Source organism: Gordonia sp. LMA484, assembly GCF_058129505.1.
Map to the genome: position 1 here is coordinate 509877 of NZ_CM176700.1, position 23554 is coordinate 533430.

The 23554-nt window shown below is 67.8% G+C and carries 25 protein-coding genes; 13 read left to right on the forward strand and 12 right to left on the reverse strand.

Annotation, left to right across the window (positions count from 1 at the left end):
• Positions 1 to 35 precede the first annotated feature (35 nt).
• From AC4AMJ_RS02295 to AC4AMJ_RS02315, 5 genes are read right to left on the reverse strand one after another with little or no spacing between them, the layout of a single operon-like run.
• Complete coding sequence (locus AC4AMJ_RS02295; protein ID WP_489917029.1) at positions 36 to 1352, reverse strand: glycosyltransferase family 2 protein; 1317 nt, start codon at positions 1350 to 1352, stop codon at positions 36 to 38.
• Positions 1349 to 2734 (reverse strand): polysaccharide pyruvyl transferase family protein, encoded by a 1386-nt coding sequence (locus tag AC4AMJ_RS02300; RefSeq protein WP_489917031.1) that lies wholly within the window; start codon positions 2732 to 2734, stop codon positions 1349 to 1351. The genes AC4AMJ_RS02295 and AC4AMJ_RS02300 overlap by 4 nt, the downstream gene beginning before the upstream one ends.
• The gene (locus tag AC4AMJ_RS02305; RefSeq protein WP_489917033.1) at positions 2731 to 4047 is read right to left on the reverse strand and encodes a lipopolysaccharide biosynthesis protein; all 1317 of its coding nucleotides are present in this window, start codon (positions 4045 to 4047) and stop codon (positions 2731 to 2733) included. Before AC4AMJ_RS02305 ends, AC4AMJ_RS02300 begins: the two co-directional genes overlap by 4 nt.
• Positions 4044 to 5261, reverse strand: coding sequence for a glycosyltransferase family 4 protein (locus AC4AMJ_RS02310; protein ID WP_489917035.1), 1218 nt, complete (start codon positions 5259 to 5261; stop codon positions 4044 to 4046). Before AC4AMJ_RS02310 ends, AC4AMJ_RS02305 begins: the two co-directional genes overlap by 4 nt.
• A gap of 25 nt (positions 5262 to 5286) precedes the next feature.
• Complete coding sequence (locus tag AC4AMJ_RS02315; RefSeq protein ID WP_489917037.1) at positions 5287 to 6078, reverse strand: glycosyltransferase family 2 protein; 792 nt, start codon at positions 6076 to 6078, stop codon at positions 5287 to 5289.
• A 305-nt stretch (positions 6079 to 6383) separates the two neighbouring features.
• Between AC4AMJ_RS02315 and AC4AMJ_RS02320 the strand changes: the two genes are divergently transcribed.
• The 4 genes from AC4AMJ_RS02320 (at position 6384) to AC4AMJ_RS02335 (ending at position 11570) form a co-directional block, all read left to right on the forward strand.
• Positions 6384 to 7454 (forward strand): glycosyltransferase family 2 protein, encoded by a 1071-nt coding sequence (locus AC4AMJ_RS02320; RefSeq protein ID WP_489917039.1) that lies wholly within the window; start codon positions 6384 to 6386, stop codon positions 7452 to 7454.
• Positions 7451 to 8263, forward strand: a complete 813-nt coding sequence (locus AC4AMJ_RS02325) for a glycoside hydrolase family 16 protein (RefSeq protein WP_489917041.1) — start codon at positions 7451 to 7453, stop codon at positions 8261 to 8263. Before AC4AMJ_RS02320 ends, AC4AMJ_RS02325 begins: the two co-directional genes overlap by 4 nt.
• Positions 8264 to 8382: 119 nt before the next feature.
• Positions 8383 to 9012, forward strand: coding sequence for an ABC transporter ATP-binding protein (locus AC4AMJ_RS02330; RefSeq protein WP_489901038.1), 630 nt, complete (start codon positions 8383 to 8385; stop codon positions 9010 to 9012).
• A complete protein-coding gene (locus AC4AMJ_RS02335) occupies positions 9009 to 11570 on the forward strand; it encodes an FtsX-like permease family protein (protein WP_489917043.1) in 2562 nt (853 codons plus the stop codon). Before AC4AMJ_RS02330 ends, AC4AMJ_RS02335 begins: the two co-directional genes overlap by 4 nt.
• A gap of 55 nt (positions 11571 to 11625) precedes the next feature.
• On the opposite strand, the gene AC4AMJ_RS02340 is transcribed toward AC4AMJ_RS02335, so the two are convergent.
• Positions 11626 to 12327: a type 1 glutamine amidotransferase gene (locus tag AC4AMJ_RS02340; protein ID WP_489897201.1), complete on the reverse strand. Its 702-nt coding sequence runs from the start codon at positions 12325 to 12327 to the stop codon at positions 11626 to 11628.
• A gap of 265 nt (positions 12328 to 12592) precedes the next feature.
• On the opposite strand from AC4AMJ_RS02340, the gene AC4AMJ_RS02345 reads away from it, so the two are divergent.
• From AC4AMJ_RS02345 to AC4AMJ_RS02385, 9 genes are all read left to right on the forward strand, one after another.
• Positions 12593 to 12910 (forward strand): hypothetical protein, encoded by a 318-nt coding sequence (locus AC4AMJ_RS02345; RefSeq protein WP_489917045.1) that lies wholly within the window; start codon positions 12593 to 12595, stop codon positions 12908 to 12910.
• The gene (locus AC4AMJ_RS02350; RefSeq protein ID WP_489917047.1) at positions 12910 to 14667 is read left to right on the forward strand and encodes an alpha/beta hydrolase; all 1758 of its coding nucleotides are present in this window, start codon (positions 12910 to 12912) and stop codon (positions 14665 to 14667) included. Before AC4AMJ_RS02345 ends, AC4AMJ_RS02350 begins: the two co-directional genes overlap by 1 nt.
• Positions 14668 to 14743: 76 nt before the next feature.
• Positions 14744 to 15046, forward strand: a complete 303-nt coding sequence (locus AC4AMJ_RS02355; protein ID WP_489897198.1) for a helix-turn-helix domain-containing protein — start codon at positions 14744 to 14746, stop codon at positions 15044 to 15046.
• On the forward strand, positions 15039 to 15938 hold the full coding sequence (locus tag AC4AMJ_RS02360; protein ID WP_489917050.1) for an ATP-dependent Clp protease ATP-binding subunit: 900 nt from the start codon (positions 15039 to 15041) through the stop codon (positions 15936 to 15938). Before AC4AMJ_RS02355 ends, AC4AMJ_RS02360 begins: the two co-directional genes overlap by 8 nt.
• A gap of 49 nt (positions 15939 to 15987) precedes the next feature.
• Complete coding sequence (locus AC4AMJ_RS02365; protein ID WP_489918357.1) at positions 15988 to 16302, forward strand: hypothetical protein; 315 nt, start codon at positions 15988 to 15990, stop codon at positions 16300 to 16302.
• Positions 16303 to 16430: 128 nt separating this feature from the next.
• A complete protein-coding gene (locus tag AC4AMJ_RS02370) occupies positions 16431 to 17090 on the forward strand; it encodes a response regulator transcription factor (protein WP_489897196.1) in 660 nt (219 codons plus the stop codon).
• Positions 17057 to 18262, forward strand: coding sequence for an ATP-binding protein (locus AC4AMJ_RS02375; RefSeq protein ID WP_489917052.1), 1206 nt, complete (start codon positions 17057 to 17059; stop codon positions 18260 to 18262). Before AC4AMJ_RS02370 ends, AC4AMJ_RS02375 begins: the two co-directional genes overlap by 34 nt.
• Positions 18259 to 19332: a DUF8320 family protein gene (locus tag AC4AMJ_RS02380; protein WP_489917054.1), complete on the forward strand. Its 1074-nt coding sequence runs from the start codon at positions 18259 to 18261 to the stop codon at positions 19330 to 19332. The genes AC4AMJ_RS02375 and AC4AMJ_RS02380 overlap by 4 nt, the downstream gene beginning before the upstream one ends.
• A 100-nt stretch (positions 19333 to 19432) precedes the next feature.
• Positions 19433 to 19783: a response regulator transcription factor gene (locus AC4AMJ_RS02385; protein WP_489917056.1), complete on the forward strand. Its 351-nt coding sequence runs from the start codon at positions 19433 to 19435 to the stop codon at positions 19781 to 19783.
• Here AC4AMJ_RS02385 and AC4AMJ_RS02390 read toward each other — a convergent pair.
• From AC4AMJ_RS02390 to AC4AMJ_RS02415, 6 genes are all read right to left on the reverse strand, one after another.
• On the reverse strand, positions 19777 to 20649 hold the full coding sequence (locus AC4AMJ_RS02390) for a 1,4-dihydroxy-2-naphthoate polyprenyltransferase (RefSeq protein WP_489917058.1): 873 nt from the start codon (positions 20647 to 20649) through the stop codon (positions 19777 to 19779). The genes AC4AMJ_RS02385 and AC4AMJ_RS02390 overlap by 7 nt on opposite strands.
• Before the next feature lie 152 nt (positions 20650 to 20801).
• Positions 20802 to 21359: a hypothetical protein gene (locus tag AC4AMJ_RS02395; RefSeq protein ID WP_489897191.1), complete on the reverse strand. Its 558-nt coding sequence runs from the start codon at positions 21357 to 21359 to the stop codon at positions 20802 to 20804.
• Between the two features lie 59 nt (positions 21360 to 21418).
• Positions 21419 to 21634, reverse strand: coding sequence for a hypothetical protein (locus AC4AMJ_RS02400; protein ID WP_489897190.1), 216 nt, complete (start codon positions 21632 to 21634; stop codon positions 21419 to 21421).
• 90 nt (positions 21635 to 21724) lie between these two features.
• A complete protein-coding gene (locus tag AC4AMJ_RS02405; protein ID WP_489897189.1) occupies positions 21725 to 22342 on the reverse strand; it encodes a YdcF family protein in 618 nt (205 codons plus the stop codon).
• Positions 22339 to 22623 (reverse strand): hypothetical protein, encoded by a 285-nt coding sequence (locus tag AC4AMJ_RS02410; RefSeq protein ID WP_489897188.1) that lies wholly within the window; start codon positions 22621 to 22623, stop codon positions 22339 to 22341. The genes AC4AMJ_RS02405 and AC4AMJ_RS02410 overlap by 4 nt, the downstream gene beginning before the upstream one ends.
• Positions 22624 to 22656: 33 nt before the next feature.
• Positions 22657 to 23490, reverse strand: a complete 834-nt coding sequence (locus tag AC4AMJ_RS02415) for an SGNH/GDSL hydrolase family protein (protein ID WP_489917060.1) — start codon at positions 23488 to 23490, stop codon at positions 22657 to 22659.
• Between the last annotated feature and the right edge of the window lie 64 nt (positions 23491 to 23554).

The window sequence follows — 23554 nt, forward strand, 5'->3', positions numbered from 1 at the left end:
CGCGTCCGACCCGGCCGTGGTGGTCCAGGACAGCGCTACGATGACGCGCCTCCCGGTTCGGTGACGGCCGCCGCGCTCGCCGGGTAACGGTTGAACGGCGCCGACTTGCGACCCTGTGAGCGAGCGGTGAGCAGCGCCCGTGGGCCACCCAGCAGGCCCCTGATCTCGTCGCGGGCGGCCCCGGACACCACGGCGTACCCCGGTGGGCCCGGTACCGTACCCACCGACCGACTCCCGACCGACCGCACGAGATGCGCCACCGCGTGCCCCGTCCGGGACAGCGCCAGCGGGGCGAGATGGCGGTCGAACGCGACCTTGGCCATCCACGCACCCAGTCCCAGGCCGTACCCGTGGGCCTGTGACCGCAGGGCGGCGTCGTCGTCGCGATGCTGATGCCAGGTGATCGCATCAGGCTCGAACACGAGCGCGTACCCGCCGATCAGGGTGCGGACGAACCAGTCGATGTCTTCACCACCGCAGGTGGGTGACCCCGCGCCCAGCGCCTCGTCGAAACCACCGAGATCGAACGCGACCGTGCGTCGCACCGCGAAATTCGCCCCGGTGCCGTAGTCGGCCACCCGGAACGGGAACAGCGCCCCGTGACACCGTTCGTCGGTGATGCGGTACACCCTTCGCCGGGTGCTCGACGACCAGCCCACCCGCTGCTCGAACACGAGCTGGGCCGGCGTCCGCAACTGCGCTGCGGGCACCAGACCGGTGACACAACCGACGGCCGGGTCGGCGAACGGCCTGGTCAGACAGGTCAGCCAGTGCCGGTCCACGACGACGTCGTCGTCGGTGAACGCCACGATCTCATGACGGGCGGCCTCGATCCCACGGTTGCGTGCCGCCGCCAGACCGGGCACCGACGCGTGGATCACCCGGACCCGGGGATCGTCGTGCGTGTCGACGTAACGCCATGTGTCCAGGGAGGTCGCCGCGTTGTCGACGATGACGATCTCGAACGACGAATAGTTCATCTGCAGAAGCGAATCGACCACCCGCTTGACCTCGGCGGTACGGTCGCGGGTGCAGACCACCACCGACACCGCCGGCTCGTCGACAGATGGAACGGGCCCCGCGATGTCGGGGTTCGTGGCGGGCAGGCGGGAGGCCTCCCGGGTCAGCTCACGGCCCAGGACGGTGCCGGATTCGACGCCCACATCGATGAACCCGCGCACCGACGTCCCGTCGCGGACGAGCAGCCGGGCACGTTGATAGCCGTCGGCGTGACGGAGGGTGATCGTCTCGGCGAAGGTGTCGCCGCAGTCGATCGTGCCCACCCACCGCGCCCCGGCGGGGTCGGTGGGTGCATCCGCCGGTAGCACCGGGAACAGCTCGTCGATCGTCATGATGTCGTTCCCGCCGTGCGGTCGTGTCCGTTTGCCTTGTGTGTCATGTCATTCCCCGTTTCGTGAGTGCTGTCGTGGTTGTTCGTGCCGACGCCGCCCGGAGGTGGTGCGCGGAGCCAGTCGGTCGCACGGGCGGTCAGGTGTTCGCGATGTCGGCGACTGATTGCGGCGAGCCGATTGCGGCAGTCGGGTTCTCCGATCCGCGGGGCGAGGGCCGCCACGATCATCTGGGCGGTGACCTCGCCGAACTCGGCGACACTGTCGGACAGGCCGGCCGAGGTCATCACGCCCGTCGACTTGGTGGAGAAGTAGCCGATCGCGAACGTGGGTGTGCCGGAGAGCAGGGCGAGGACGGCGGCGTGCAACCGCACCGCGATCATCGCGGCCGCGCCACCGTACAGCCCGGCGAGCTCGGTGGGTCCCAGGTCGGCGTCGACATAGGTCGCCGGCATCCCGTTGTGCACCAGCAGTTCTGCCAGGCTTCGCGAGATCGGTCGGTCGTCCTCGATGGCGGTCGGCCCGAGGGTGTGGGCGACCACGAGGACGTGGTCGATCAGACCCCGGTCACGCAGCATCCGGGTCGCGACCACCAGTTCATGGCACACCCGTCGATCTGCGTCGTTCCCGAGCGACGGGTGTGCACGCATCGCGATGACCGCGGTGCGGCCCAGCTCGGGTCCGAGGTCATCGACGATCGCCGAAACACGTTCGGACAATACCGGTTCGATGGCGTAGGCCATGTCGGGCGCGAGTTCTGCTCCGGTGAGACCCAGCGCGTCCGCGACCTCGCGCGACGCGTCGTCGCGGACGACGGTGACCTGCGCCGAGCGCACCATGTGCCGTGCCAGGCGCAGTGACCGCGGCCGCGAGGTGGGGAACGGACCCAACGTGTGCCCCAGCAGGACGGTCGGGATGTCCAACAGCTGCGCGGTGCGGATCGGCGCGGTCAGGGTGAACAGCCGCGCCGCGCTCACCAGTGGATTGACCGCGGCGTCGCTGTACAGGTTGGAGCCGCCGACCCCGACGACGAGGTCGGCGTCGGCGAACTCGCGTGCATATCCCGGAAGCGGGCGCCCGCTCGCCATCACGGCGGCCGGTACGGCCAGGCGCGCCAACCAGATCGGCACGTCGATCGCCGGCACGGCATCTCGTCGGCCGCGAAGCTCGGTCGGGATCGGCATCGGCGCGATCCTGACCTCGGGGTGTGTGCGGGCGACGTGCCGCATGCCGCGGGCGGTAGGCTGGGCCCCCTCGGTCAGGCCGACGACGGTGATCTCGGCGTCCGGCCAGGTGGTCTCGACGAGACGGATGACGCCGGCGGTGATCGCCGAATCTCCCTTGTTGTCATCGTGCCAGGCGTTGACCAGAACGACGTGTCTCATTGCAGCGCTCCCACTTCGGTGCCGGGCTGTGTCGGGGCCCGCCGGATGTGACGCCCGCGCACCAGCCCCGTACAGCCGATGACACCGAGCAGGGCCGAGCCGACGGCCAGCCCACCTGCGGCCCCGATTGCACCCCACCGCACGGTGAACACCACCAGGATCGGCACCGAGGCAGTGCTCACCGTCAGGTTCGTGACCAGCAGGGTGCGCGTGGCCAGGGTGGCCCGTAACACCGCCGCCCACGTCACGAAGCCCACCCGGCTGACCGAGCCCAGACACAGCAACGCCAGCGTCACCCACAGGGTCCGGCGATCGTAGTCGTCGCCGAAGAACCGGAACAGCAATGGCGACAAGCCGAACAGCACGATCACCGCGACGCCGACGACCGCGGCCTGCGTGGTCCGCCAGATCCGGGTCACCGTCGCCGCCGGATCGGACGCGGTCGGCAGATGCTTGGTGAGCGCGGTCGCCGTGCCGATCGACACGTAGTCCAGGCCCTGCGAGATGGGCAGCATCAGGGCGAGGGCGGCGCCCTCGACGGGGCCGGCGAGCCAGGTGACCAGGAACGGAGCGCCCAGCAGCGGACCCATCGAGATGAGACCGGCGGAGCCGTCTCGCAGGGCGAATCCGACGAGTTGCCGCCGGTCATGCTCGCGGACGCACGCGGCGTCGGGGACCTCGCGGTCGATGGTGCGCCGGATGATCATCCACGCCGCGACGCAGGTGAGCACCGCAGCGCCCACGGTGGCGGCCACCGCGGGGGAGGGCAGCGCACACGCCAGCAACGCGGGGACCAGCACGATCTTGACCAGCGCACCGGCCACGTTGAGCGCGGGGAGATGGCGTGCGACCGACAGGGATGTGAGGACCGTGTCCTTGAAGGCGAAGAACGCCATGATGAGCGCCCCGACCGTGATGACCGCCGGCACCGCCGCCGGAGAAGGTGCGTCGATTGTCGCGGCCCCCACCGCCCCGGCGATCAAACCGGCGGTGCCCGCGCCGATGCTCGTCACCACCGCCGCCTGCCGCAGCAGCGTCGGCCGCCCGGCGGCCGGCGTCGCCGGGATCATTGCGGTCAGAGCGTTGCCCGGACCGGACGCGGCCACCGTCCCGGCCATGGTCATCAACGACAGCAACGCAGTCTGGATGCCCAGTTCGTGCGGCGGGATGAGCCGTGCCACCACCGTCCAGAACGCGATGCCGGTGACCGCGGTCAGCGCCGACGTGATGATCAGCGCGACGGAGTCGATCGCGATCGCGCCCGGCGCGACCAGCCGCGGCGCCACGTCGCGCAACCGACGTGGCCGGTTCACACTGCTCCGGCCCGGCTGGGCTGCTCTGACCAGCAGATCGTCCGCAGCAACCTGGCGGTCGTGGCGGCCTGCCCGTCGAGGCGATGATGATCGAGCACATGTGCGCGGGCCGCCACGCCGAACTCGGCACGCAGATCGTCGTCGGACAGGAGACGGCAGACGCCGTCGACGAGTCCGTCGATGTCACGGGGACCGACGACGTAACCGGTTCGCCCGTCGCACACCGACTCCCGGACTCCGGCCGCCTCGTAGGCCACCACCGGCACCCCGGCCGATTGGGCCTCGATCAGGCCCAGCGGCATGCCCTCGATCAGACCTGTGTGCACGAACAGGTCGGCGGCACCGAGCAGCCGGGAGATGTCGTCGCGGGCGCCGAGGAACCGCAGCCGGCCGGGCGGCAACACATCCGCCTCGGCACGCATCGTCCGTTCGTAGGCGTGATGTGCGCTGCTGGCGCCGGCCACGATCACCGACGTCTTCGCATCGAGTTCGGCGGCGAGCGCGATGATGTCCTCGATGTGCTTGCTCGGATCGATGCGGGTGGCCGCCAGCACCAGCCGATCGTCGTCGGCGACGCCGAGCTCGCGTCTGGTCGCGCCACGGCTCGCGGCGCCCGAGGGCGTGAACGCAGTGGTGTCGACCCCGTTGGGGATCACCGTGACCTGTTGCCGCACTGATGATCCGACGTCGGCGGCTACGGACTCGCTGACCGCGACGGCGTGTCCGGCGAGCCGGATCGCCAGATCACGCAACCCTCGCCCGAGGCCGGGCACCGACGTCTCGTGCAGCGTCAACACCGTCGGCACGCGCCACACACGGGCGGCGAGCGCGGCGTCGAGATGAGTCCAGTGTGAGTTCGCCAGTACCAGGTCGTAGCGTCCGCGGATCGCGGTCTGCGCGATGAGCCGTGGGATCGACGCGGAGCGTCGCGCCTCGGCGACGAGTTGTCTTGGACTGATGCGGGATTCGTTTCTGATCGATCGGGCGGTCGGCAGGCTCAGTCCGATCACCGGCATTCCGGCCGACCGCCAGTGATCGTACTGCTCAAGTTCCGGCGGGCAGGCCAGCGTGAGTTCGACGCCGTGCCCGGCCAGAAGCGGATACAGGCGCAGCAGATATCGCTGGGCGCCCCACAGGCCCGGTCCCTGATCGAGGACCAGGACCCGTAGCGTGGTGTGCTTCCGGCCGGGCAGCGTCGTGGTGGTGTGGGCCACGAACGTTGCTCCTTGTGGACGAGTGTCAGCTCGCCGATGCGGTGAGGTCGGGTGCGTTGAGGCCCCGCGCGATCGGCCCGCGGATGAGTTCGACCCGGTCGGTGTCGATCCGGCGTGCCCGCTCATCGAAGATCGTTCGCAGCACCCGGATTCCGTCACTGACGGCGTTGAGGTTGCTCTCGCCGTGGATGCGGTCGCGTTCGTAGCTGGCGACCTCGACGATGTTCAGCCCCGCCTGTGCGACGCGGATGTTCATCAGTGTCTCCACCTCGAATCCGTCGCCCCACTGTGGTTCCGCCAGAGCAGGATCGGGTAGACCGATCGAGGGTAGGCAGTGCCGCCAGAAGGCGTTGTAGCCGTAGCAGAGGTCGGTGAACTCGGCCGCGTACATCCGGTTCACGATGGTGTTGAGCCCCAGGTTGCCGAGTCTGCGCAGTCGGGTGATGTCCGAGCTGCCACCGCGATAGGTGAAGCGGGAGCCTTTGGCGAAATCAGCTCCATCGCAGAGTGATTGGACGAACATCGGAATCTCCGCGGCATCGGTCGAGCCATCCGCGTCGATCATGACGATGATGCGCCCGCGTGCCGCGGCGAACCCGCAGGCGAGGGCGTTGCCCTTGCCCTTGCGGGTTTGCGAGATGATCCGGGCGTTCGGCCAGAGTGACCGGGCCACGTCGATGGTGTCATCTGTCGAGTGGCCGTCGACGACGATGATCTCGGCGATTCCGTCGGGCATGCGGCGTGCCACATGCGGGAGGTTCTTGGCCTCGTTGCGAGTAGGAATCACCACGGTGACATCAGGATGTGTAATCCGCATTCTCATTTCCCCCGAAAAATGAATGCTGAAGCGATGAATACGGAACATCGGCGTCCCGTGGTGCAATCGTGACCCCATTTCGCCGCTGGCGCAACAGTGTGGATTCGGCCGACGGTTAACGGTCGATGAACTCCCGGCGTCATCCGGTTCCTGCGGACGACGAAAGTTGTTCGTATGCACGGGAAACCGCTGCAGGCCCGGGGCGGCATGACGGGTCCATCGCTTTGCCGGCTGCGTGTGATAGCGCTCACTGGTCGATCGTTTGCCATTGGGGTGTGGTGCCCGAGGTGGTCATACTCGAAGCCATGGAATCGGGGGCCATACATTCGGGCGACGTCACCGTCGTCATCTGCGCGTACACACACGATCGTTGGCTCGATCTGTGTTCTGCGATCACATCTGTTGTGATGCAACGGGATAAGCCTTACGAGCTGCTGGTGGTGACCGACCACAACGACGCGCTCGCCGACGACGTCGCGCGGTTTGCGGCCCGGATCGATCCGGACGTGCCGGTCCGGGTGCTCGCCAGTCGGGGGCCGCGTGGACTGTCCGGCGCCCGGAACAGCGGGGTCGCCGCGGCCGTGACCCCGATCGTCGCGTTCCTCGACGACGACGCGACCGCCGACCCGCACTGGATCGCCCGGATGGTCGAACGATACGACGGCGTCGACGTGCGCGGCGTCGGGGGATACGCCCGGCCGACATGGCCGGGCGGGCGGCGCCCGCCGTGGTTTCCCGCCGAGTTCGACTGGGTGGTCGGCTGCAGCTATCCGGGGCAGCCCACCGGCGTCGCGACGGTACGGAACTTCATCGGCGCCAACATGTCCCTGCGTCGCGACGACATCATCGCCGCCGGCGGATTCCACACCGGCCTGGGCCGGGTCGGCCGGATTCCGCTCGGCTGCGAGGAGACCGAACTGTGCATCGGCATCGCTCAGCGGCACCCGGCGGCACGACTGGTGTTCGACCCGGCGATGATGGTCAACCACCGGGTCACCGAGGACCGGATCACGCCCCGGTACTTCATCCGGCGCTGCTATGCCGAGGGCGTCTCCAAGGCGGCGGTCTCCAGACTGGTCGGCAGCGGTGACGGGTTGTCCAGTGAACGCGAGTACGTGACCCGCGTCCTCCCGCTCGGCATCGCGACACGTGTGCGGGGATCAGTCGGCGGCGTCGCGGAACATCGGGCGGTTGCCGACGGCGCGCGATCGCGTCTGGACCTGATCACCCAGACCGGCGCGATCGTGGGCGGCGCTCTGGTCACCGCGGCCGGGTACGCCCGCGCGCGGCTGTCCGGCACGGTGATTGCAGCCCGCGATGGCGGAGTGTCGCAGGTCGAACATGACGAGCCGGAGATACGAAGGAGTGGCGCGTGATTCGATCTGACATCCGGGCGGTGTCCGCTGTGCTCGGGGTGTGTCTGGCGATCGCAGTTCTGCCGGTCACGTGGCCGGCAGCCGCGGCACCGGGGTCATCGGAGGTGTCCGATGCGTCCGACGAGTTCACGGGCCCGGCGGGCGCCGCACCGGATTCCTCGGTCTGGACGCATGACGTCGGTGGCGGTGGCTGGGGTAACGACGAGCGTCAGATCTATACCGCGGCGACCCAGAACGCGCGTCTCGACGGCAACGGTCACCTCGTCATCGAGGCACGCAAGGACAGCGATCGGATCACATCGGCGCGACTGACCACCAAGGGACACTTTTCGTTCGTCTACGGCACGTTGTCGGCACGAATCCGGGTGCCGGTCGGGGTCGGGCTGCATCCGGCGTTCTGGCTTCTCGGCACCGACATCGATCAGGTCGGCTACCCGGGCTCGGGCGAGATCGACATCATGGAGTTCATCAACGAGGGCACCTATTGGCACACCGCGCTGCACGGGCCGACCACCGACGGGGAGCACTGGCAGTTGACCCGGTCGGGTCCGTTGTGGGGCGTGGCCGGGGCGGGCTTTCACGTCTATGCGGTGCATCGCGCGCCGGGTGTGATCGCGATGTCTGTCGACGGGCGCATGGTGAGTACCTACACCGTCGCCACGGTGCCGCAGAATGCGCGCTGGGTGTTCGACACACCCATGTATGCGTTGCTGAATCTGGCGGTCGGTGGCCGCTGGCCGGGGCCGGTGTCGCCATCGACCGTATTTCCGGCGCGGATGGTCGTGGACTGGGTGCGGTTCACGACGTGACCGGGCCGCGGCGCCCGCCTACTTAGGGTTACCTCACCGGAGTGGGCTACGATGCGGCTGTGAGTGATGTCGCGGGGGAACCGCTGGTCAAGGCCGTCGATCTGGTTCGCGAGTACCGGATGGGTGATGAGCGGGTGCGGGCCCTGGACGGGTTGAACCTCTCGTTGGACGGCGGCCAGTTCGCGTCGATCGTCGGTCCGTCCGGGGCCGGGAAGTCCACCTTGCTGCACGTTCTGGGTGCGCTGGACACCCCGACATCGGGAACCATCACCGTCGACGGCACCGACCTCGGCTCGCTCGACGACGAACGGGCATCGGCGTTCCGACGTCACCGGGTCGGCTTCGTTTTCCAGTTCTTCAACCTCGTCCCGACGATGTCGGCGTGGGAGAACGTGGCACTGCCACGTCTGCTGGACAGCCAATCACTGCGCAAGGCCAAACCCCGCGCCGTCGAACTGCTCGAACGCGTGGGCCTCGGCGACCGCGTGAACCACCGGCCGTCGGAACTGTCGGGCGGACAGATGCAGCGCGTGGCCATCGCACGTTCGCTCATCATGGACCCGACGATCCTGCTCGCCGACGAACCGACCGGCAACCTGGATTCCAAGACCGGTGATTCGGTGCTCGAACTGCTGTCGGAGGTCGCGCACGACACTCCCGACCGGCTCGTGGTGATGGTCACGCACGACCCGCACGCCGCCAACGTCGCCGACACCACGATCACGGTGCGTGACGGGAAGATCGCGTGACCGAGACGTCGACGCGGGCGAACCCCGTTAGGTCGGTCGCGTCCGGGCTCTCACGGATCCGGGTGCTCAACCTCCGCGAGATCCGCACCCACCGGCTGCGGGTGTTCACGTCGCTGTCGGTGGTGATCGTCGCCTCGGCCCTGCTGATCTCGGTGCTCGGCCTGTACGGGTCGCTGACCGAGTCGGTGCGCCAGGTCAACGCCGCCATCGCCGGGACCGCGCAGGTGGAGGTCGCGGCCATCGCCGACTCCGGCATCGATGACGGACTGGCCGCCGAGATCCGCAGAGACGTGCCCGACGCCAAGTCGGTGGTGCCGCTGATCCGCGACTCGGTGGTCATCGACGACCACAACGTCGCCCTGCTCGGTTCGGACTTCCGGGTCACCGCGCTGTCCGGAGACCTGCGACAGGCGGTGTCGCAGGAACAATCCTCGGGTCTGACCGAGCGTGACCTCGACGACGGGATCGTCGTCGGCGCGGCGACCGGCCTGCGCAAGGATCAGCGGCTGACGATCAATGGTGTCCCGGTGCGAGTGGTCTCGGTGATCGACGGCGACCAGGGCGCGGTGCTCAACAACGGCAAATTCATCTTCGCCTACCTCGGTCTCGCGCAAGAGTTGGCGTCGCGGGAGGGCAAGGTCGACTCGATCCTCATCGTCACCCAACCCGGCGCCGACGTCGCGACGGTCAAGTCCGAGGTGGCGCGCGTCGTCGACGGCCGAGCCGTGGTGGTCGACCCCGATTTCCGCGCCAAGCAAGCCGAGGTGGCCAGTTCGGTGACCCGCGACGCCACACTGCTGGTGTCGCTCATCTCGCTGGTCATCGCCGGGTTCCTGGTGTTCAACACGATGAACATGGCGGTCGCGTCGCGGCGGCAGGCGCTGGCGATGATGCGGGCGCTGGGTGCGCGGCGCGGCCACCTCGTCGGTGACCTGCTGGGGGAGTCGGCGCTGTTCGGTCTGGTCGGCGGGGCGATCGGTGTGCCGATCGGCATCCTCGCGGGCCGGTGGGCGATCGGTCGCATCCCGGAGGCCGACACCGACGAGATGGCCACCGTCATCAGCTATCACCTGCCCGGTTACGCGCCGGTGATCGCGATCGTCGCATGCGTCCTGGCCTGTGTGGCGGCGACCTCACTGGCCGCGCGATCCGTGTTCGCGGTGTCCCCGGTGGAGGCGATGGTCGCCGGCGAGGTCGCCGACGGCACCACGAAGAGCAGCCGTGCGGTGCGGATCTCCGCGGTGGTCGGTGTGGTGCTGCTGATCGGGTCGTGGTTCGTCGCGACGGACGTGCCCGGTCGGCCGGCGATTCTCGCGGGCGCCGTCTATGCCGTCGGTGGACTGTTGCTCTGCTACGCGCTGACCCCACCGTTGGTGGCAGTGGTCGTCGGGCTGACACGGCGGTTCCGCGGCCCCGGACAGCTCGCCGCGGTGAACACCGAACGCGCCCCGCGTCGCGCGTGGGCGACCCTGATGACCGTCGCCGTCGCGGTGGCGGTGGGGATGGGCACCTCGGGTGCGTTGGACAATCTCGTCGGTTCGATCTCGAATTCCCTTGACGGCCTGGCCGACCCGGATTTCTATGTGTCGTCGGCGGACAGCGGCGGGTTGCCGACCGGTCCGCCGTTGCCGACCGCGATCAAGCCGGCGGTCGAGCAGGTCCCCGGAGTCACCCAGGTCGTCGGAGCGCAGTGGGCGGCGGTGAACATCGGCGAGGCGCGCGCCTACGTCCAGGGCCTCGAACCCGGTTCGATGGCACCCTTCGTGAAGAAGGCGGACCCGGCGGCACTGCGGCAGGTCGTCGCGGGTGACGGGATTCTGCTGTCCAACGTGCTCGCCCGCACGCTCGACGTCGGGGTGGGGGACACGCTGCGGATGGCTACGCCGAGTGGCTATCGCGACATCGTCGTCCGCGACACCGTCAACTACCTGTCCATCGGATCGGGTACAGCTGCGATGTCGAATACGTTGCTGTCACAGTGGTTCGATCGCCCCGGCGACACCTATCTGCAGGTGTCCACCGACCCGAACGCCGACCAGGAGCAGATCCGGCAACGGCTCGAGGCGATCGCGGCGGCCAACCCATCCGTCGGTGGGCGCCAGGTGTATGTGCACTCCGGCGCCCAGGCGCTGGAGGCCGCGCAGATGCAGGCACAGCAGGCGGGCGCATTCACGGTGGCCATCCAGTGGATCGTGGCGCTCGCCGCCGCCGTCGCGCTCCTGAATACGTTGCTGCTGTCGGTCATCGAACGCCGCCGCGAGCTCGGGGTGCTGCGCGCGATGGGTGCCTCGCGCCGGTTCGTCTCCCGGATGGTGGTCGCCGAGGCTGCGGGAGTCGCCCTGATCGGATCGTTGACCGGCCTGATCCTGGGCAGCGCCCTGCACTTCCTGTCCGACAAGATTCTTTCCGCGACAACGTCGATCGACATCCAATACTCGCCCCGACCCACCACCCTGCTCTTCGTCGCGGTCGCCTGCATCCTCTGCATCGGCGGCGCGCTGATCCCGGCGATGCGCGCGTCGAGGATGAACATCAGTGAGTCGATCCTGAACGAGTAGCGCGGCGGCCGCGGCCGGGCTTTCTGTGAGCTAACCGCCCAGGTCGGAACCCAGATCAGACCGTCAGTCCCGCATGCGCCAGGAACCGTTCGAACAGCAGGTCGCAGTCGCGGGCGGCGATGTCGGCGTTCTCGGCGATCGCCGCTGTCAGTGCGGCGAGATCCACGTCGTCGCCGGACATGTCGGACTCCGGGCCCGAGAAGCCGTCCTTCCAGGACACGAAGCACGCCGGACTGATCTCCGGATGGAATTGCACTCCGAGGTGTCGGCCGCTGACGAAAGCCTGTACACCCGCAGCGTTTTCGGCGATCACATCGGAACCCGCGGGAGCCGTGATGGTGTCGTGGTGGTACTGCATCCACGGTCCGGTGGCCACGAGGTCGGGCCGAGACGTCCGGACCGGGATGAACCCGTGCTCCGGGTGGTCGCTCGGCACGACCGACCCACCCAGCGCGCTGGCCAGGATCTGACCGCCGAAGCAGATGCCGTAGATCGGGACGTCCGCGGCGATCGCCTCCTGCAGGTACCGTCGTTCCGCGTCGATCCAGGCCAGCGAATCGTCGTGCACGGAGTCCGACGAACCGGTCACCACGACGAGGTCGACCTCGGAGGGTGCGGGCAGTGCCTCACCCTCGTCGGCGGCACGGATGATCACGTCGATGCCGCGACGCTCCATCGCCGGGAGCAGGCTGCCGACCATGTCGCGCCGGTAGTCCGGCAGCACATTGTGCACCAATGTCAATGCTTTCAATGCCATTCGGTGAGCCTAGTGTCCCGCACCGGAAATTCGTTGGTGATTTCGACGGCCAGGCGGCGCCTCGCTTCGTTGGCGTCGTCGCAGGTACATCCAGTACCTGCTCCTCCGCCGCCTCGCGATGCATCCACCTGGACCGCCGAACTCATGAAACGAGTTTCCGGCGCGGGACACTAGATGACGCTGCCGATCCATAGGGAACCGTCTTCGTTCCCGATGCGTCCTAATCGCACTCACCATTCGGTACTCGCCGGGAAGGAATCAACAAATGGAATCGGGTTCACTGCGGTCGGCGTCGCCGCGGTTCGGGATGGATCCCGCCGAGGTCGACCGTCTCGCCAGGGCGTGGACGGCGCAGGCCGCGACCGCGCGCAGCGTCGATCTCGTTGCGTTGAAGAGTATTTCGCAGCCATCGAGCCGGACCATGATCGCAGTGGCGGCGGTGGGCGCACCCGCGGAAGGCGCTGCGCGAGCCCTCGCCGGCCGGCTGGAGTCGATGACGGAATCACTACACACGTTGACGGTCGTGGCCGAGGGCGAGGACGTCGCGGCGGCAGCAGTATTCGACGATGCCATCGGCCGTTGATGCGCCCGACGATCTCCGACCTCCGTAGGTGGGACCCGAACGGCCTCTCCATCGCCGCCGATGCCGCGCAGCAGGCGGCCCAGCTGCTCGACCACGTGGTGAAAGTGGCCATCAGGTCGATGGACGACGCCGACAGCTGGATGGGTGTGGCGCATCGTGCCGCGAACTCGATGATGTCTGCGGAGAGCCGTCGGACGGCGGAGGTGCGCACCGTGCTGACCCGGATCGCCGACGAGGCGAGGGACGCGGGGGCGGACCTCGGTTGTGCGCGGGACTGTGTGCTCCGCCACATCGACGCCGCGCTCGACGACGGATTCCGCGTCAGTGACACCGGCCAGGTGGCCGCCGCCGATGACCTTTCAGGTGGTGCCGCGGCGACGATCGCCGCGCAGATCTCCGACGGGCTCAACGTGCTCGACCACATCGACGAGTTCCACGGCGCGCGGCTCGACGACCTCGCCGAAGATCTGTTCGCGCTCGTGGATCGTCCCGGCACAACCGCGCCATCAGCGGCCGGCGATCCGCATCGCACGATCGCCCGACTGCGGAGTATGACGCCCGTGCAACGTCGAGAACTTCTATCCCACATGACCGCCGACGAAAGACGGCGTGTGGTGCTCGCCGATCCGCAGACCATCGGCAACCTCGACGGCGTCGACTTCGACATCCGGGCCGACGCGAACGAGATCAACATCCGTGCCGCGCTCGAGGAGGAACGGCGGGCCGGACGAGGTGACGGTGCGCGGGCGAGACGGCTCGAGGAGTTCCTCCGTCCGCACGCGGACGGCTCGCAGCGTCGCTTCGTCGCCTTCGACAACACCCCGAACGGGCATTTCATCGAGATGATCGGTGAGTTTCGCCGCGACACCCGGTTCGCGGCTGTGGTCGTTCCGGGCGCGGGGACGGACCTGGACAACAGCGATGCAAAATCCAGAGCGGCAGAGGAACTCGCGCGGCGGACGAACGGCCCGGTCTTTCTGTACCTGGACGGCGACCTCCCGCAGGCGTTGGGGTTCGAAGGCCTTGGCAGGGCGTTGGGCACCGGAGCCATGCTCGGCACGGTGTTCGGACCGCCCGGTGAAGCGCTGGGTTTCGCTGCCGGCGTGGCCGATTCGATCGACGGCTCGGCCGCCGACCCCGACCTCGCCCGCGCGATGGCCCCGCGACTGGTCGCGTTCGGTGCCGAGCTCGACGCCGAGATCGCCGAGCACGCACCCACCGCGACGACGACGTTCATCGGCCATTCCTACGGGGGAGCGGTGGTCGGATCGGCCGAGCAGCTCGGTTTGCGTGCCGACCGCGTGGCGTATGCGTCGGCGGCCGGCACCGGGGCGTTCGACGGCCCGTGGCGCAACCCCGACCCCGACGTCGAGCGATTCTCGATGACCGCGCCCGGCGACCCCATCCAGTACGTGCAGTCCCTGCCCGGCAACCCGCTCGGCGACGACCCGGACACCGCCCCGGGCGTGGTCCGCATGGATACGGGCTTTCACGGCCCGGACGCCGCTGGACATCGCGATCGCATCGAGGGATTCAGCGGCCACGGTGACTACTGGGATGATCCGGACTCCGACGCCTTCGCCAACCTGGTCAAGGTCATCGTCGGTGAGCAGCCCAGTCCGTCCGTCGAACGTCGCCCCGACGGCGCCGGCATTCTGGGTGACCTGCTCGGCGACGGCATCATGGCGGACCTGCGTGACGGCGACGTCGACCTGCCCGGCCCCATCCCCGACATCCCACTGCGTCTGCCCTGGTGAACGCTCCATGCGCCGATCCGAAACTTGACTGTCAATAATTCTTGACAACATAGCGATGTCAACATAACCTGACACCATGCACGACGAACAGAACCCGACCGCAGCCCAAGGCGACCTCGCCGACGACGACACCACCGGTGCCGACCTCGCCGGCGATGCCGCGAGCGGCGATCCGGCCCGGGGTCTGGCCGCCGTCCGCGCGTTGCGCACCCTGGCCGACCGACTCGAGGTCGTCCAGGTGGCCAATGCCCGCGCCAACGGTTGGAGCTGGCAGTCGATCGCAGAGGTTCTGCAGATCAGCCGCCAGGCCGTGCATCAGAAACATGCACACCGTGAGGCCCGCGCGAGCGGACCGGAAGGAGACACGAACAATGTTTGAGCGATTCAACCGCGACGACAGAATGCTGATGGCATTCGCCATGCAAGAGGCCGGCGACCTGGGTCACCGGCAGCTCGGAAACGACCACCTGATCCTGGGCATGCTCTGCAACGCCCGGAGTCCGCTGTTCACGCTGCTCGGCGAGCAGGGCCTGACCCTGGCCGGCGCCCGCGAGGCAGTGCAGAAGTACCACTCCGAGCACGACGACGAAACAGAAGCGTCTGCGGCGACCGACGAAGAGTCGGCCCAGCAGCGCTACGAAGAGGATCGAGATGCCCTGCGCAGCATCGGCATCGACCTCGACAAGGTGCGCGAGGCGGTCCGTGGCCGCTTCGGCGACGACCTGTCCGAGGGCTGGGCGCAACGCTCGGACCGCTGGCAGGGACGTCGTGGCCGCGGAGGGCCGGACGGCCGCGGAGGGCCCGACGGTCGTGGCCGCGGTCGCGGGCGTGGCCACCGCCATGGACACGGACCGCACCGCGGCCGTGGACCGTGGGGACCCGACGGCTTCGGGTCGGGCTGGGGTCCGCAAGGCCCCGAAGGGTTCGACCGCGAGGCTTTCGGCCCCGGTGCGTTCGGCCCCGGCCCATTTGGCCCGGGCGGCCCGTTCGGCAATGACGAGGGTCCCTGGGAGCCCGGACGTGGACGGCGGGGCCCTCGCGGCCGCGGATCGCGGCCACGTTTCGCACCGCAGACCCGCGAGGCGTTCGGTCGGGCCGTGGAGATCGCGCGCGAGCGCGGTGACCAGCGGTTACGTCCCGAATACCTGCTGATCGGGATCATCGACCGCGCCGACGAAGCGTCGCGCGCGGTGATCGAGTCGGCAACCACCGCCGAGGCCCTCAAGGCCGCCGTGCTGGCGAGCCTGCCGGAGGCGCCGGCCGGAGTCTGACGCCCGCTTGAGCTCATGCCCACCCTCGAACTAGTGTTCGAGGGTGGGCATGCAGTGGATCGGTGGAGACAGTGGCCAGCCGCGCCGGCCGGTGTACTTTCCGGTCGGCCACAAAGCGGTGCTCATCGATCTCAATGCGCTCTACCCGCAGACCCCGCATCACAACGGTGAGTTCTTTCCCGACGGCCTGCAGATCCGTTCCATTCATCTCGGAGTGCTCACGGCGTGGGCGCGGTCGGAGTGGGGCGAGTGGTACGGCAAGGTGACCTACACCATCGTTGCAAAAGACCGTCAGGAGAAAGTGACCCATTGGGTGCCGGGGTGGGCGCTGCGTCCTACGGAAATGCCGAAGTCGGGGCGTTGAATGGGATTGCGGCAACAATTTCATAACAAATGCGACATCATGTTTTGGGCGCCATTCATTCGCAAGAATGAATGGCATAGCGCGGTTTCGGTGCACCATTGTCCGACAAGTAAGCGATGATGGGACGTATGACCAATACGCCTCGGAATGTGTGGCGCGTAGGGGTCGTCGACGACCACGAACAGATCGTCCGGGGATTGAGGGCCACGCTCGACGAGCAGGCGGACATGGAGCTGGTGGCGGGAGCCGAGACAGTGGCCGCGCTGCTCGCGGTGACCTCTGATCTCGACCTCGTTCTGCTCGACCTCAGACTCGGCGACGGCACCTCGCCGATCACCAATATCGAGACATTGCAGCAGGCCGGGATACCTGCGCTCGTGTACACCTCGGGTGACGAGATGTACATGGTCCGTCAGGCCGCGAGCGCCGGCGTCATGGGTGTGGTGCGCAAGAACGCTCGCGAGGCCGAGTTGCTCTCGGCGATGCGGCTGGCTTTGGCCGGCGACACGGTGCCCGGCATCGACTGGGCGGCAGCGATCGATTCCGATCCCGGATTCGTCGATCTCTCTCCGCAATTACGTCGCGTGTTGGAGTTGTATGCGGCCGGGGAATCATCGGCCAGAGTCGCCAAAGAACTGGACATTTCCACCGAGACCGTCACCGACTATGTGAACCGTATTCGCGGACGCTACAGTACGGCCGGCCGACCGGCACCAACAAAGACCGACCTCTACAAGCGTGCGATCGAGGATGGATGGCTGCCCATACCGCGGCGCTTTCGCCGGTGAACGGGGTCAACGACGAGCGCGACGCGTACGCGGGCCGTCGGATCCTGCGACTGATGTCGGTGTTCGTCTCCGTCGGGTACACGGCCTACGCGGTGATGACCATCCCGATGATCGCCAAGTCGCTGCCCCTCATGGACACCTGGTGGACGGTCCTGGCGGTCGTCTTGATCTTCGGAACCGGTGTCGCGATGGGACCGATGAGCTGGCACGCCGGCATCCGCAACATCCGACTCTTCGCGGCGTCGGCGGCCTGCGGCTATGCCATCGCGGTCGGTCTGTGGTGGTTCGGATGGAACGGGCAGCGTCTGGGCACCGACAGCGGCATCTGGTTCGCGCAGTTCCCGGGCCTGGCATCGATCGCGGCGGCGCTGGCCTTCCGGGCGGTGTTCGCCTTCGGCTATCTCGGCATCATCAGCGCCGCCACCGTGGTGATCAGTCAACACATGCGCGCCCCCGGGGCCAGTGGGCCACCTTTACCCGACGTCGCATGGTCCATCTCGTTCTCGCTGATCTTCGTTGCCGCCGCGGTCATGGCGATCCGCACCGCCGGCATCCTCGACACCACCCGGGCGCAAGCCTTCGAGGTCACCGCCGAGGCCGCGGCCGCGAATGCGCGGGCGGACGAACGCAGCCGATTCGACGCGCTCACCCACGACAACGTCATGTCCACCCTGCTGCTGGCGTCGCGGCAGGGTGCCTCGCCCGAACTCGCCCAGAACGCACGCACCGCTCTGGCCGCGGTGGCGCAGGCGGCGGCCGGCGAAAGCCGTTCCGAGGTGTCCGCGCTCGAGGCGATCAGCCGGGTGCGGGCCGCGGTGAGCCTGATCAATCCGTCGCAACGGGTCACCGTGCGCGACGGCGTCCATCCCGACTCCTACCCCAATACGGCGGTGTCCGCGATCGCCGCCGCCACCGCTGAGGCCGTGCGCAACAGCCTGCGCCACGCCGGACCGGACGCCACCACATCGGTGACCGTCATCACCGGTCCGGAATCGTTGCGGGCCGAGATCGCCGACGACGGTGTCGGCTTCGATCCGTCGCATGTCCCCGCGTCGCGGCTCGGCATCGCGGTCAGCATCCTGGGTCGGATGAACAAGGTCGACGGCGGCTCCGCCCGCGTCGACTCCGGGAGCGGTGAGGGCACCCGGGTGAGTGTGGAGTGGACACAATGACGGCGCCGGACGTGGAGGCGACGCAGCGTCAGGACGTGCGCGATCTCCTGGGGATGCGCGAAACGGGCGCATGGTTGGTGGTCGGCACCTTCCTCGCCTCGACGTGGATCGCCGTCGGCTACGCCATGGGGCATGCCTCGGCGGCCTGGCCGCTGATTGCCGGAGGACTCGTCATATCGGCCGCGGCGGTGGCGATCGTGATGGTTCCGGGCGATCCGCTGCCGTTGGGTGCAACCGCGTTGTTGGCCGCGTCCGGCCCGGTCGCCAGTATCTGTGCGCTGTCGGTGATGCCGGTGTCGGTGGCGTCGTCGGTGATGGTGGTGTGGACCCACGGCGGGGCGGTCGCCGTCTACTGCTTCATGTGTGTCCGAGGCCGGCTGATCGCGCCGTGGCTGGGTCTGGCCGGGGAGGCGATCGTGTTCGCCGCCTGGGAACATCACTTCGGGGAGCCCCTGTTCAGCGGTGCGACCGTGGTCGCGATCGATGCGGCGCCACTGACGATGGCGGCGCTGTTCTCGTTCACGCTGCGCCCCACGGCCAAAGCCGTTTTCGCACTCCGCGCCCAGACGATCACGCAGGTGGCGCGACTGTCGGCCGAGGCGGCGGCCGCCGACGAACGCGCCAACCAGGTGCGGTTCCTGGACAACCTGGCCCGGCCGATGCTCGAACGGATCGCGTCCGGCGACGAGCTCAGCACCGAGGAGCGCATCCAATGCGCTCTGCTGGAGGCGCATCTGCGCGATCGGCTGCGTGCGCCGCTGATGTCCACGCTGGACCTCGACGAACCCGCCTACCAGGCCCGCACGCAAGGCGTCGAGGTCGTGTTCATCGACGACTCCCGGGCCGGTGCGACCCAGGCGCCCGAAGACATCCAGATCGACCCGCGCGTCGCGTCCGCCGTCAGTGGACTGGCATCGTCGGTGCTGGCAGATGCGCGCGAAGGACAGGTCTTCGTGCGGGTGGCGCCGCCGCATCGCTCGATAGCGGCGTCGGTGCTGCACCGCCGTCCCGATGGCCACAGCGTGCGGTCGGAGATCGACCAGACGGGTAGCGTTCGTTTGTTCAGCTAACCGTGCCCCCGGGTCTGGGGGCACGGAAAGTAGTGTCTGGTTCGTCCTGATTGCGATCCGTAACGTCATCGTCGGGGGACGTGACGCGAGGAGCATGACGATGATGAACCCGGATGTGCGGGACCCCTTTCCGCTGCGTGTGCTGAGCGATCGTGAGGTGGACGTCCTCGTTCGCTGGGTCGCCGACAAACCGTTGCGCGAGATAGCCCGGGCATTGTTCATCTCCGATGCCACGGTTCGCACCCACCTGGTCCGCATCCGTGCCAAGTATCGCGAGGCGGGCCGACCGGCCAACTCCAAGATCGCGCTGCTCGTCCGGGCCATCGAGGACGGCTACATCACGCTCAACGAGGTCGCCGCGAGCATCGACGGCGGGCGCGACCGGCAGGTCCGGCTGGTACAGCAGCGCGCCGAGAACCCGTACAGCGTGCGTCACAACATCGCTCAGTAGCCCAGCACCAACCCGACCGCCGTCAACACCGCCCACAGCAACATCGCCTGCCCGGTCCCACCGAGCGACGGGATCAGCCCCGGCCCGACCGCGCCCGCCCGCACGGGCTTGTACGCGAGCCACACCAGCGGGGCGGCCAGCAGGCCGAGCAGTGCCCACGGGGTGGCGATCGCCAACACCAGGCTCATGATCAGTGGGACGGTCAGCAGTGTCCCGAACAGGATGCGGGTCTTCTTGTCGCCGAGGCGAACCGCGAGGGTGACCTTGCCGGATTCGGTGTCGGTGGGGATGTCGCGGAGGTTGTTGACCACGAGCACCCCGGAGGAGATGCTGCCCACGCCGACCGCGGCGGCCAGGCCGACCCAGTCGATCTCGTCGGCGAGCACGAACTGGGTGCCGAGGACCGCGACCAGACCGAAGAACACGAACACTGCGATCTCACCCAGACCCGCATATCCGTAGGGGCGTGTGCCGCCGGTGTAGAACCATGCGCCGGCGATGCAAACCGCGCCGACCAGGATCAGCCACCAGGCGGTCGTCAGCGCGAGAGCGAGACCACAGACCGCAGCGATGCCGAAGCAGATGAATGCGGCCCGCTTCACCGCTGCAGGACTGGCCGCCCCAGATCCCACCAGCCGCATCGGCCCGACACGCTCGTCGTCGGTGCCGCGGATGCCGTCGGAGTAGTCGTTGGCGTAGTTGACGCCGATGATCAGGGCCAGCGCGACGACGAGCGCGAGCAGGAACTTCCACCACTCGATCGAGCCGAGTCGCAGTGCCGCGCCGGTACCGGCGACCACCGGGGCGATCGCGTTCGGCAGTGTCCGCGGACGTCCGCCCTCTATCCACTCCTTTGGGGTTGCCACCGGGTGATCATTTCATGCACACAGATCGACGATCGCACAGACGCCGCCGCACCCTCAGGGCAGGTTCCGGGGAGCTATCCGCGGAGTGATGCGAGAATGGCTGTGGCGCAATGTGTCTCAATAATCCTGGTGGCCGCCGTGCGTAGAGGTTCTCAGCTCCACAGCGGAACGAACGCAGCGATCAATGCCAACGTCGCGTGCAGGGCGTTCGTCAGAGTGTTGCCGCGGATCAGTGCGTTGCGCCGACTGCTGTCCATGTCCAGTCCGAAGGAGGTGTCGACGTTCTCCTGGAGTGCCTTGAGCTGCGGCGAGACGGCTTCGAGCGCCTGGGACGCCCGGGTTTGATGGACTTTCACCCAGCGTCGCGAGTTCGCCGAGAAGACCATCGCGATCACGTTGGTGAGGATGACGCCGACGCTCGCGACGACCTTGACGCCCTGGTCCGAGGAATTCGCGATCAATCCCAGCGCCAAGATCGAGGCCGCGATGACAAAACTGCTGACCTGGAGCCGATTGCTCTCATGTGCGGCGACGCGTTGGTACTGGAGTTCAACATAGGACCAGTAGCGTCCCTCGTCGCGCTCGTTCGCAGGTTTCGGAGGCGGATGTGTGATGTAGGGCGTGACAAGACGCCGACGGTGGTCCCACCGCAACACCGACGTCACCAGAACGACGGCTATCACGATGACGATCAACTCCGCGACGAGCACAGACAAAATTCTAGCGCCGTCCGCCGATCGGGCAGACCCGGAAAAGCCGCCGATCCGCCCTACGCACCCTTCGACAGATAGCTCTCGCTCAACCGCCGCACATATCCGCGCACCTCTTCGAGTTCTTTGCGCTCGGCGACGGCGTGGCCGCGTCCGGCGGACTCGATCCGGATGACCAGATCGTCGGCGATCCGCTCGAGTTCGGCGATGAGTAATGTTGCCTGGCTGCGGGAGGCTTCGTGAATGCGGTCCCAGCCGAACATTCCCGAGCTCATCGCCGACTCATCCGCTCACACGGACGTACATTCACTGTTCTTGATGTGTTCACCACAGTCCCCCCGACCGGTCATTCTTGACGCGTAATGCTAGCCAACCCTGCGATCGTCCGCAGCCTGGGGTGGAGTCTTCGTGTCACACCCGAGCACCGCCGCCTTGGCGAGCGCCCCGTACTGATACGCGTAGGTGTGCGCGCGAACCAGAGGGTTGTGTGAGTACAGCCTGGGGACACTGCGCATCACGACGTTCCCGTCGAAGCACTGACCGAAGATGTAGCGTGCCCGGAACAGGTGGTAGCGCCAGCTGACGACGATGACGTCGGACCAGTGACGTTTGCGTGCCAACTCCTGAGTGAACATCGCCTCGCCGCGCGTGGTCGACGGATTCGGTGCGAAGCAGATCACCTCGATCTGCTGCGTCGACCGACAGACGCGTTGCATGGTCGCGTCGTCGCGCGGGTACGGATTCGACAGCACCACGGTGTGGGCATAGCCGTCGCGCGCCAGCAGGAGACCGTAGTCCTCGCGGCCGTCATGCTCGCCGCCGAGCACCACGATCGCGTCGACGCGCCGCAGCTCGTCGGAATGGTTCTCGTCGAACAGGCGCTGCCCGACGACGACGTACACAGTCGCGACGACGGCAAGCAGGATCGCCAGGCCGAGGAGAAGAAGTCGGCGTGCCCGCCGAGGTCGGATCGCCGGCCTCATCGCCTGCCGGAGTGTCGGCGCGGTGTGCGGCTTCGTCGCACCGTGACCGCGGCGATCACCAATCCGGCCACCGCCAGCAGATCGGACTCCGTGATGCCGTGTCGGTGGTTATAGGACAACAGCACGTGACCCTCGATCGGGCCGTTGCCGACTACCCACGCCACCGAGACCACGACGAGCACGATCGCAGCCGCCACCGACGGCCGCGCCAGACACCAGGCACCTGTCACGAACAACAGATTGAGGATGATCAGCCCATAGAACAACTCGGGCGGGATCACGGCTGCTCCCAGGCGTGAACGATGGCCCCGCGCCTACTGCGCTTCGGGCAGACCGAACGCCGCGAGAACGGTCTTCGTCCACAGCTGCTGGCCGGCCGCGTTGGGGTTGACGCTGTCGCGCATCACCGCGGACAGTTTGGTCGGGTCGGTGGGGAACGCGGAGTTCACGTCGATCACCTGGATGCCCTCGGCATCCATCGCGGAGGCGAAGCCCTCGAGCTGCGCCGACGAATCCGAGCCCTGTGCGGGACTCTGCTTGATGACGGCGATGTCGGCGTCCGGGTAGCGCTTGCGCAGCTCGGCGATCAACGGCTGCAGCTGCGGCGCGAGCGACTTGGTGGTGTCCTCGGTGTGGCCGAAGTTCAGCAGGATCAGTTCCGGGGTGACGTCGGACTTGATCATCTTGTCGAGGTTCTGCAGCGTGTAGTCGGCGTCTTTGCCCGACGCGCTGGCATTCCAGAAGCCGACCGCGCCGTTGGTTCCGTCGCCGAGGCCGACCATCGCGCCGTAGTCGCCGGTCGAGGTGTTCCAGTACTTGGTGGCCACCGGCCGGTTCAGCGACGAGCTGATCGACTGGCCGAGTGCGGGCGCCCAGCCGTCGCGGGCGGCGCCGGTCGAATCACCCAGCAGAACCAGGGTCTTCGGTGTGCTCGGGTTGGCCTTGGCGTCGTCGACGAACTTCGCGGTCGCCGGGGTCTGCATCGCCGAACTGGCAACCGGCGTGGACTCGGTGGCCGCCGACGTCGTCGGAGCGGTGCGGTTGCCGGAGATGATCAAACCGACGACCAGCACGACGACACAGACACCCATGACGATCCACGCCCACAGCGGCGCCGACCCCCAGATCCGCTTCACAACATTCGGCATGCCGCGCACACTCCCCGATCCAGAACCAACCACAACCAATTCACCGACCTGCAGCGAGTCTTTG

Coding starts and splice junctions, on each gene's coding strand:
- AC4AMJ_RS02315 (WP_489917037.1), bottom strand. CDS start 6,078: ATGCGGATTACACATCCTGATGTCACCGTGGTGATTCCTACTCGCAAC.
- AC4AMJ_RS02360 (WP_489917050.1), top strand. CDS start 15,039: ATGTTTGAGCGATTCAACCGCGACGACAGAATGCTGATGGCATTCGCC.
- AC4AMJ_RS02340 (WP_489897201.1), bottom strand. CDS start 12,327: ATGGCATTGAAAGCATTGACATTGGTGCACAATGTGCTGCCGGACTAC.
- AC4AMJ_RS02400 (WP_489897190.1), bottom strand. CDS start 21,634: ATGAGCTCGGGAATGTTCGGCTGGGACCGCATTCACGAAGCCTCCCGC.
- AC4AMJ_RS02385 (WP_489917056.1), top strand. CDS start 19,433: ATGATGAACCCGGATGTGCGGGACCCCTTTCCGCTGCGTGTGCTGAGC.
- AC4AMJ_RS02345 (WP_489917045.1), top strand. CDS start 12,593: ATGGAATCGGGTTCACTGCGGTCGGCGTCGCCGCGGTTCGGGATGGAT.
- AC4AMJ_RS02415 (WP_489917060.1), bottom strand. CDS start 23,490: ATGCCGAATGTTGTGAAGCGGATCTGGGGGTCGGCGCCGCTGTGGGCG.
- AC4AMJ_RS02355 (WP_489897198.1), top strand. CDS start 14,744: ATGCACGACGAACAGAACCCGACCGCAGCCCAAGGCGACCTCGCCGAC.
- AC4AMJ_RS02330 (WP_489901038.1), top strand. CDS start 8,383: ATGGGTGATGAGCGGGTGCGGGCCCTGGACGGGTTGAACCTCTCGTTG.
- AC4AMJ_RS02375 (WP_489917052.1), top strand. CDS start 17,057: ATGGCTGCCCATACCGCGGCGCTTTCGCCGGTGAACGGGGTCAACGAC.
- AC4AMJ_RS02365 (WP_489918357.1), top strand. CDS start 15,988: ATGCAGTGGATCGGTGGAGACAGTGGCCAGCCGCGCCGGCCGGTGTAC.
- AC4AMJ_RS02380 (WP_489917054.1), top strand. CDS start 18,259: ATGACGGCGCCGGACGTGGAGGCGACGCAGCGTCAGGACGTGCGCGAT.
- AC4AMJ_RS02300 (WP_489917031.1), bottom strand. CDS start 2,734: ATGAGACACGTCGTTCTGGTCAACGCCTGGCACGATGACAACAAGGGA.
- AC4AMJ_RS02320 (WP_489917039.1), top strand. CDS start 6,384: ATGGAATCGGGGGCCATACATTCGGGCGACGTCACCGTCGTCATCTGC.
- AC4AMJ_RS02350 (WP_489917047.1), top strand. CDS start 12,910: ATGCGCCCGACGATCTCCGACCTCCGTAGGTGGGACCCGAACGGCCTC.
- AC4AMJ_RS02370 (WP_489897196.1), top strand. CDS start 16,431: ATGACCAATACGCCTCGGAATGTGTGGCGCGTAGGGGTCGTCGACGAC.
- AC4AMJ_RS02295 (WP_489917029.1), bottom strand. CDS start 1,352: ATGACGATCGACGAGCTGTTCCCGGTGCTACCGGCGGATGCACCCACC.
- AC4AMJ_RS02405 (WP_489897189.1), bottom strand. CDS start 22,342: ATGAGGCCGGCGATCCGACCTCGGCGGGCACGCCGACTTCTTCTCCTC.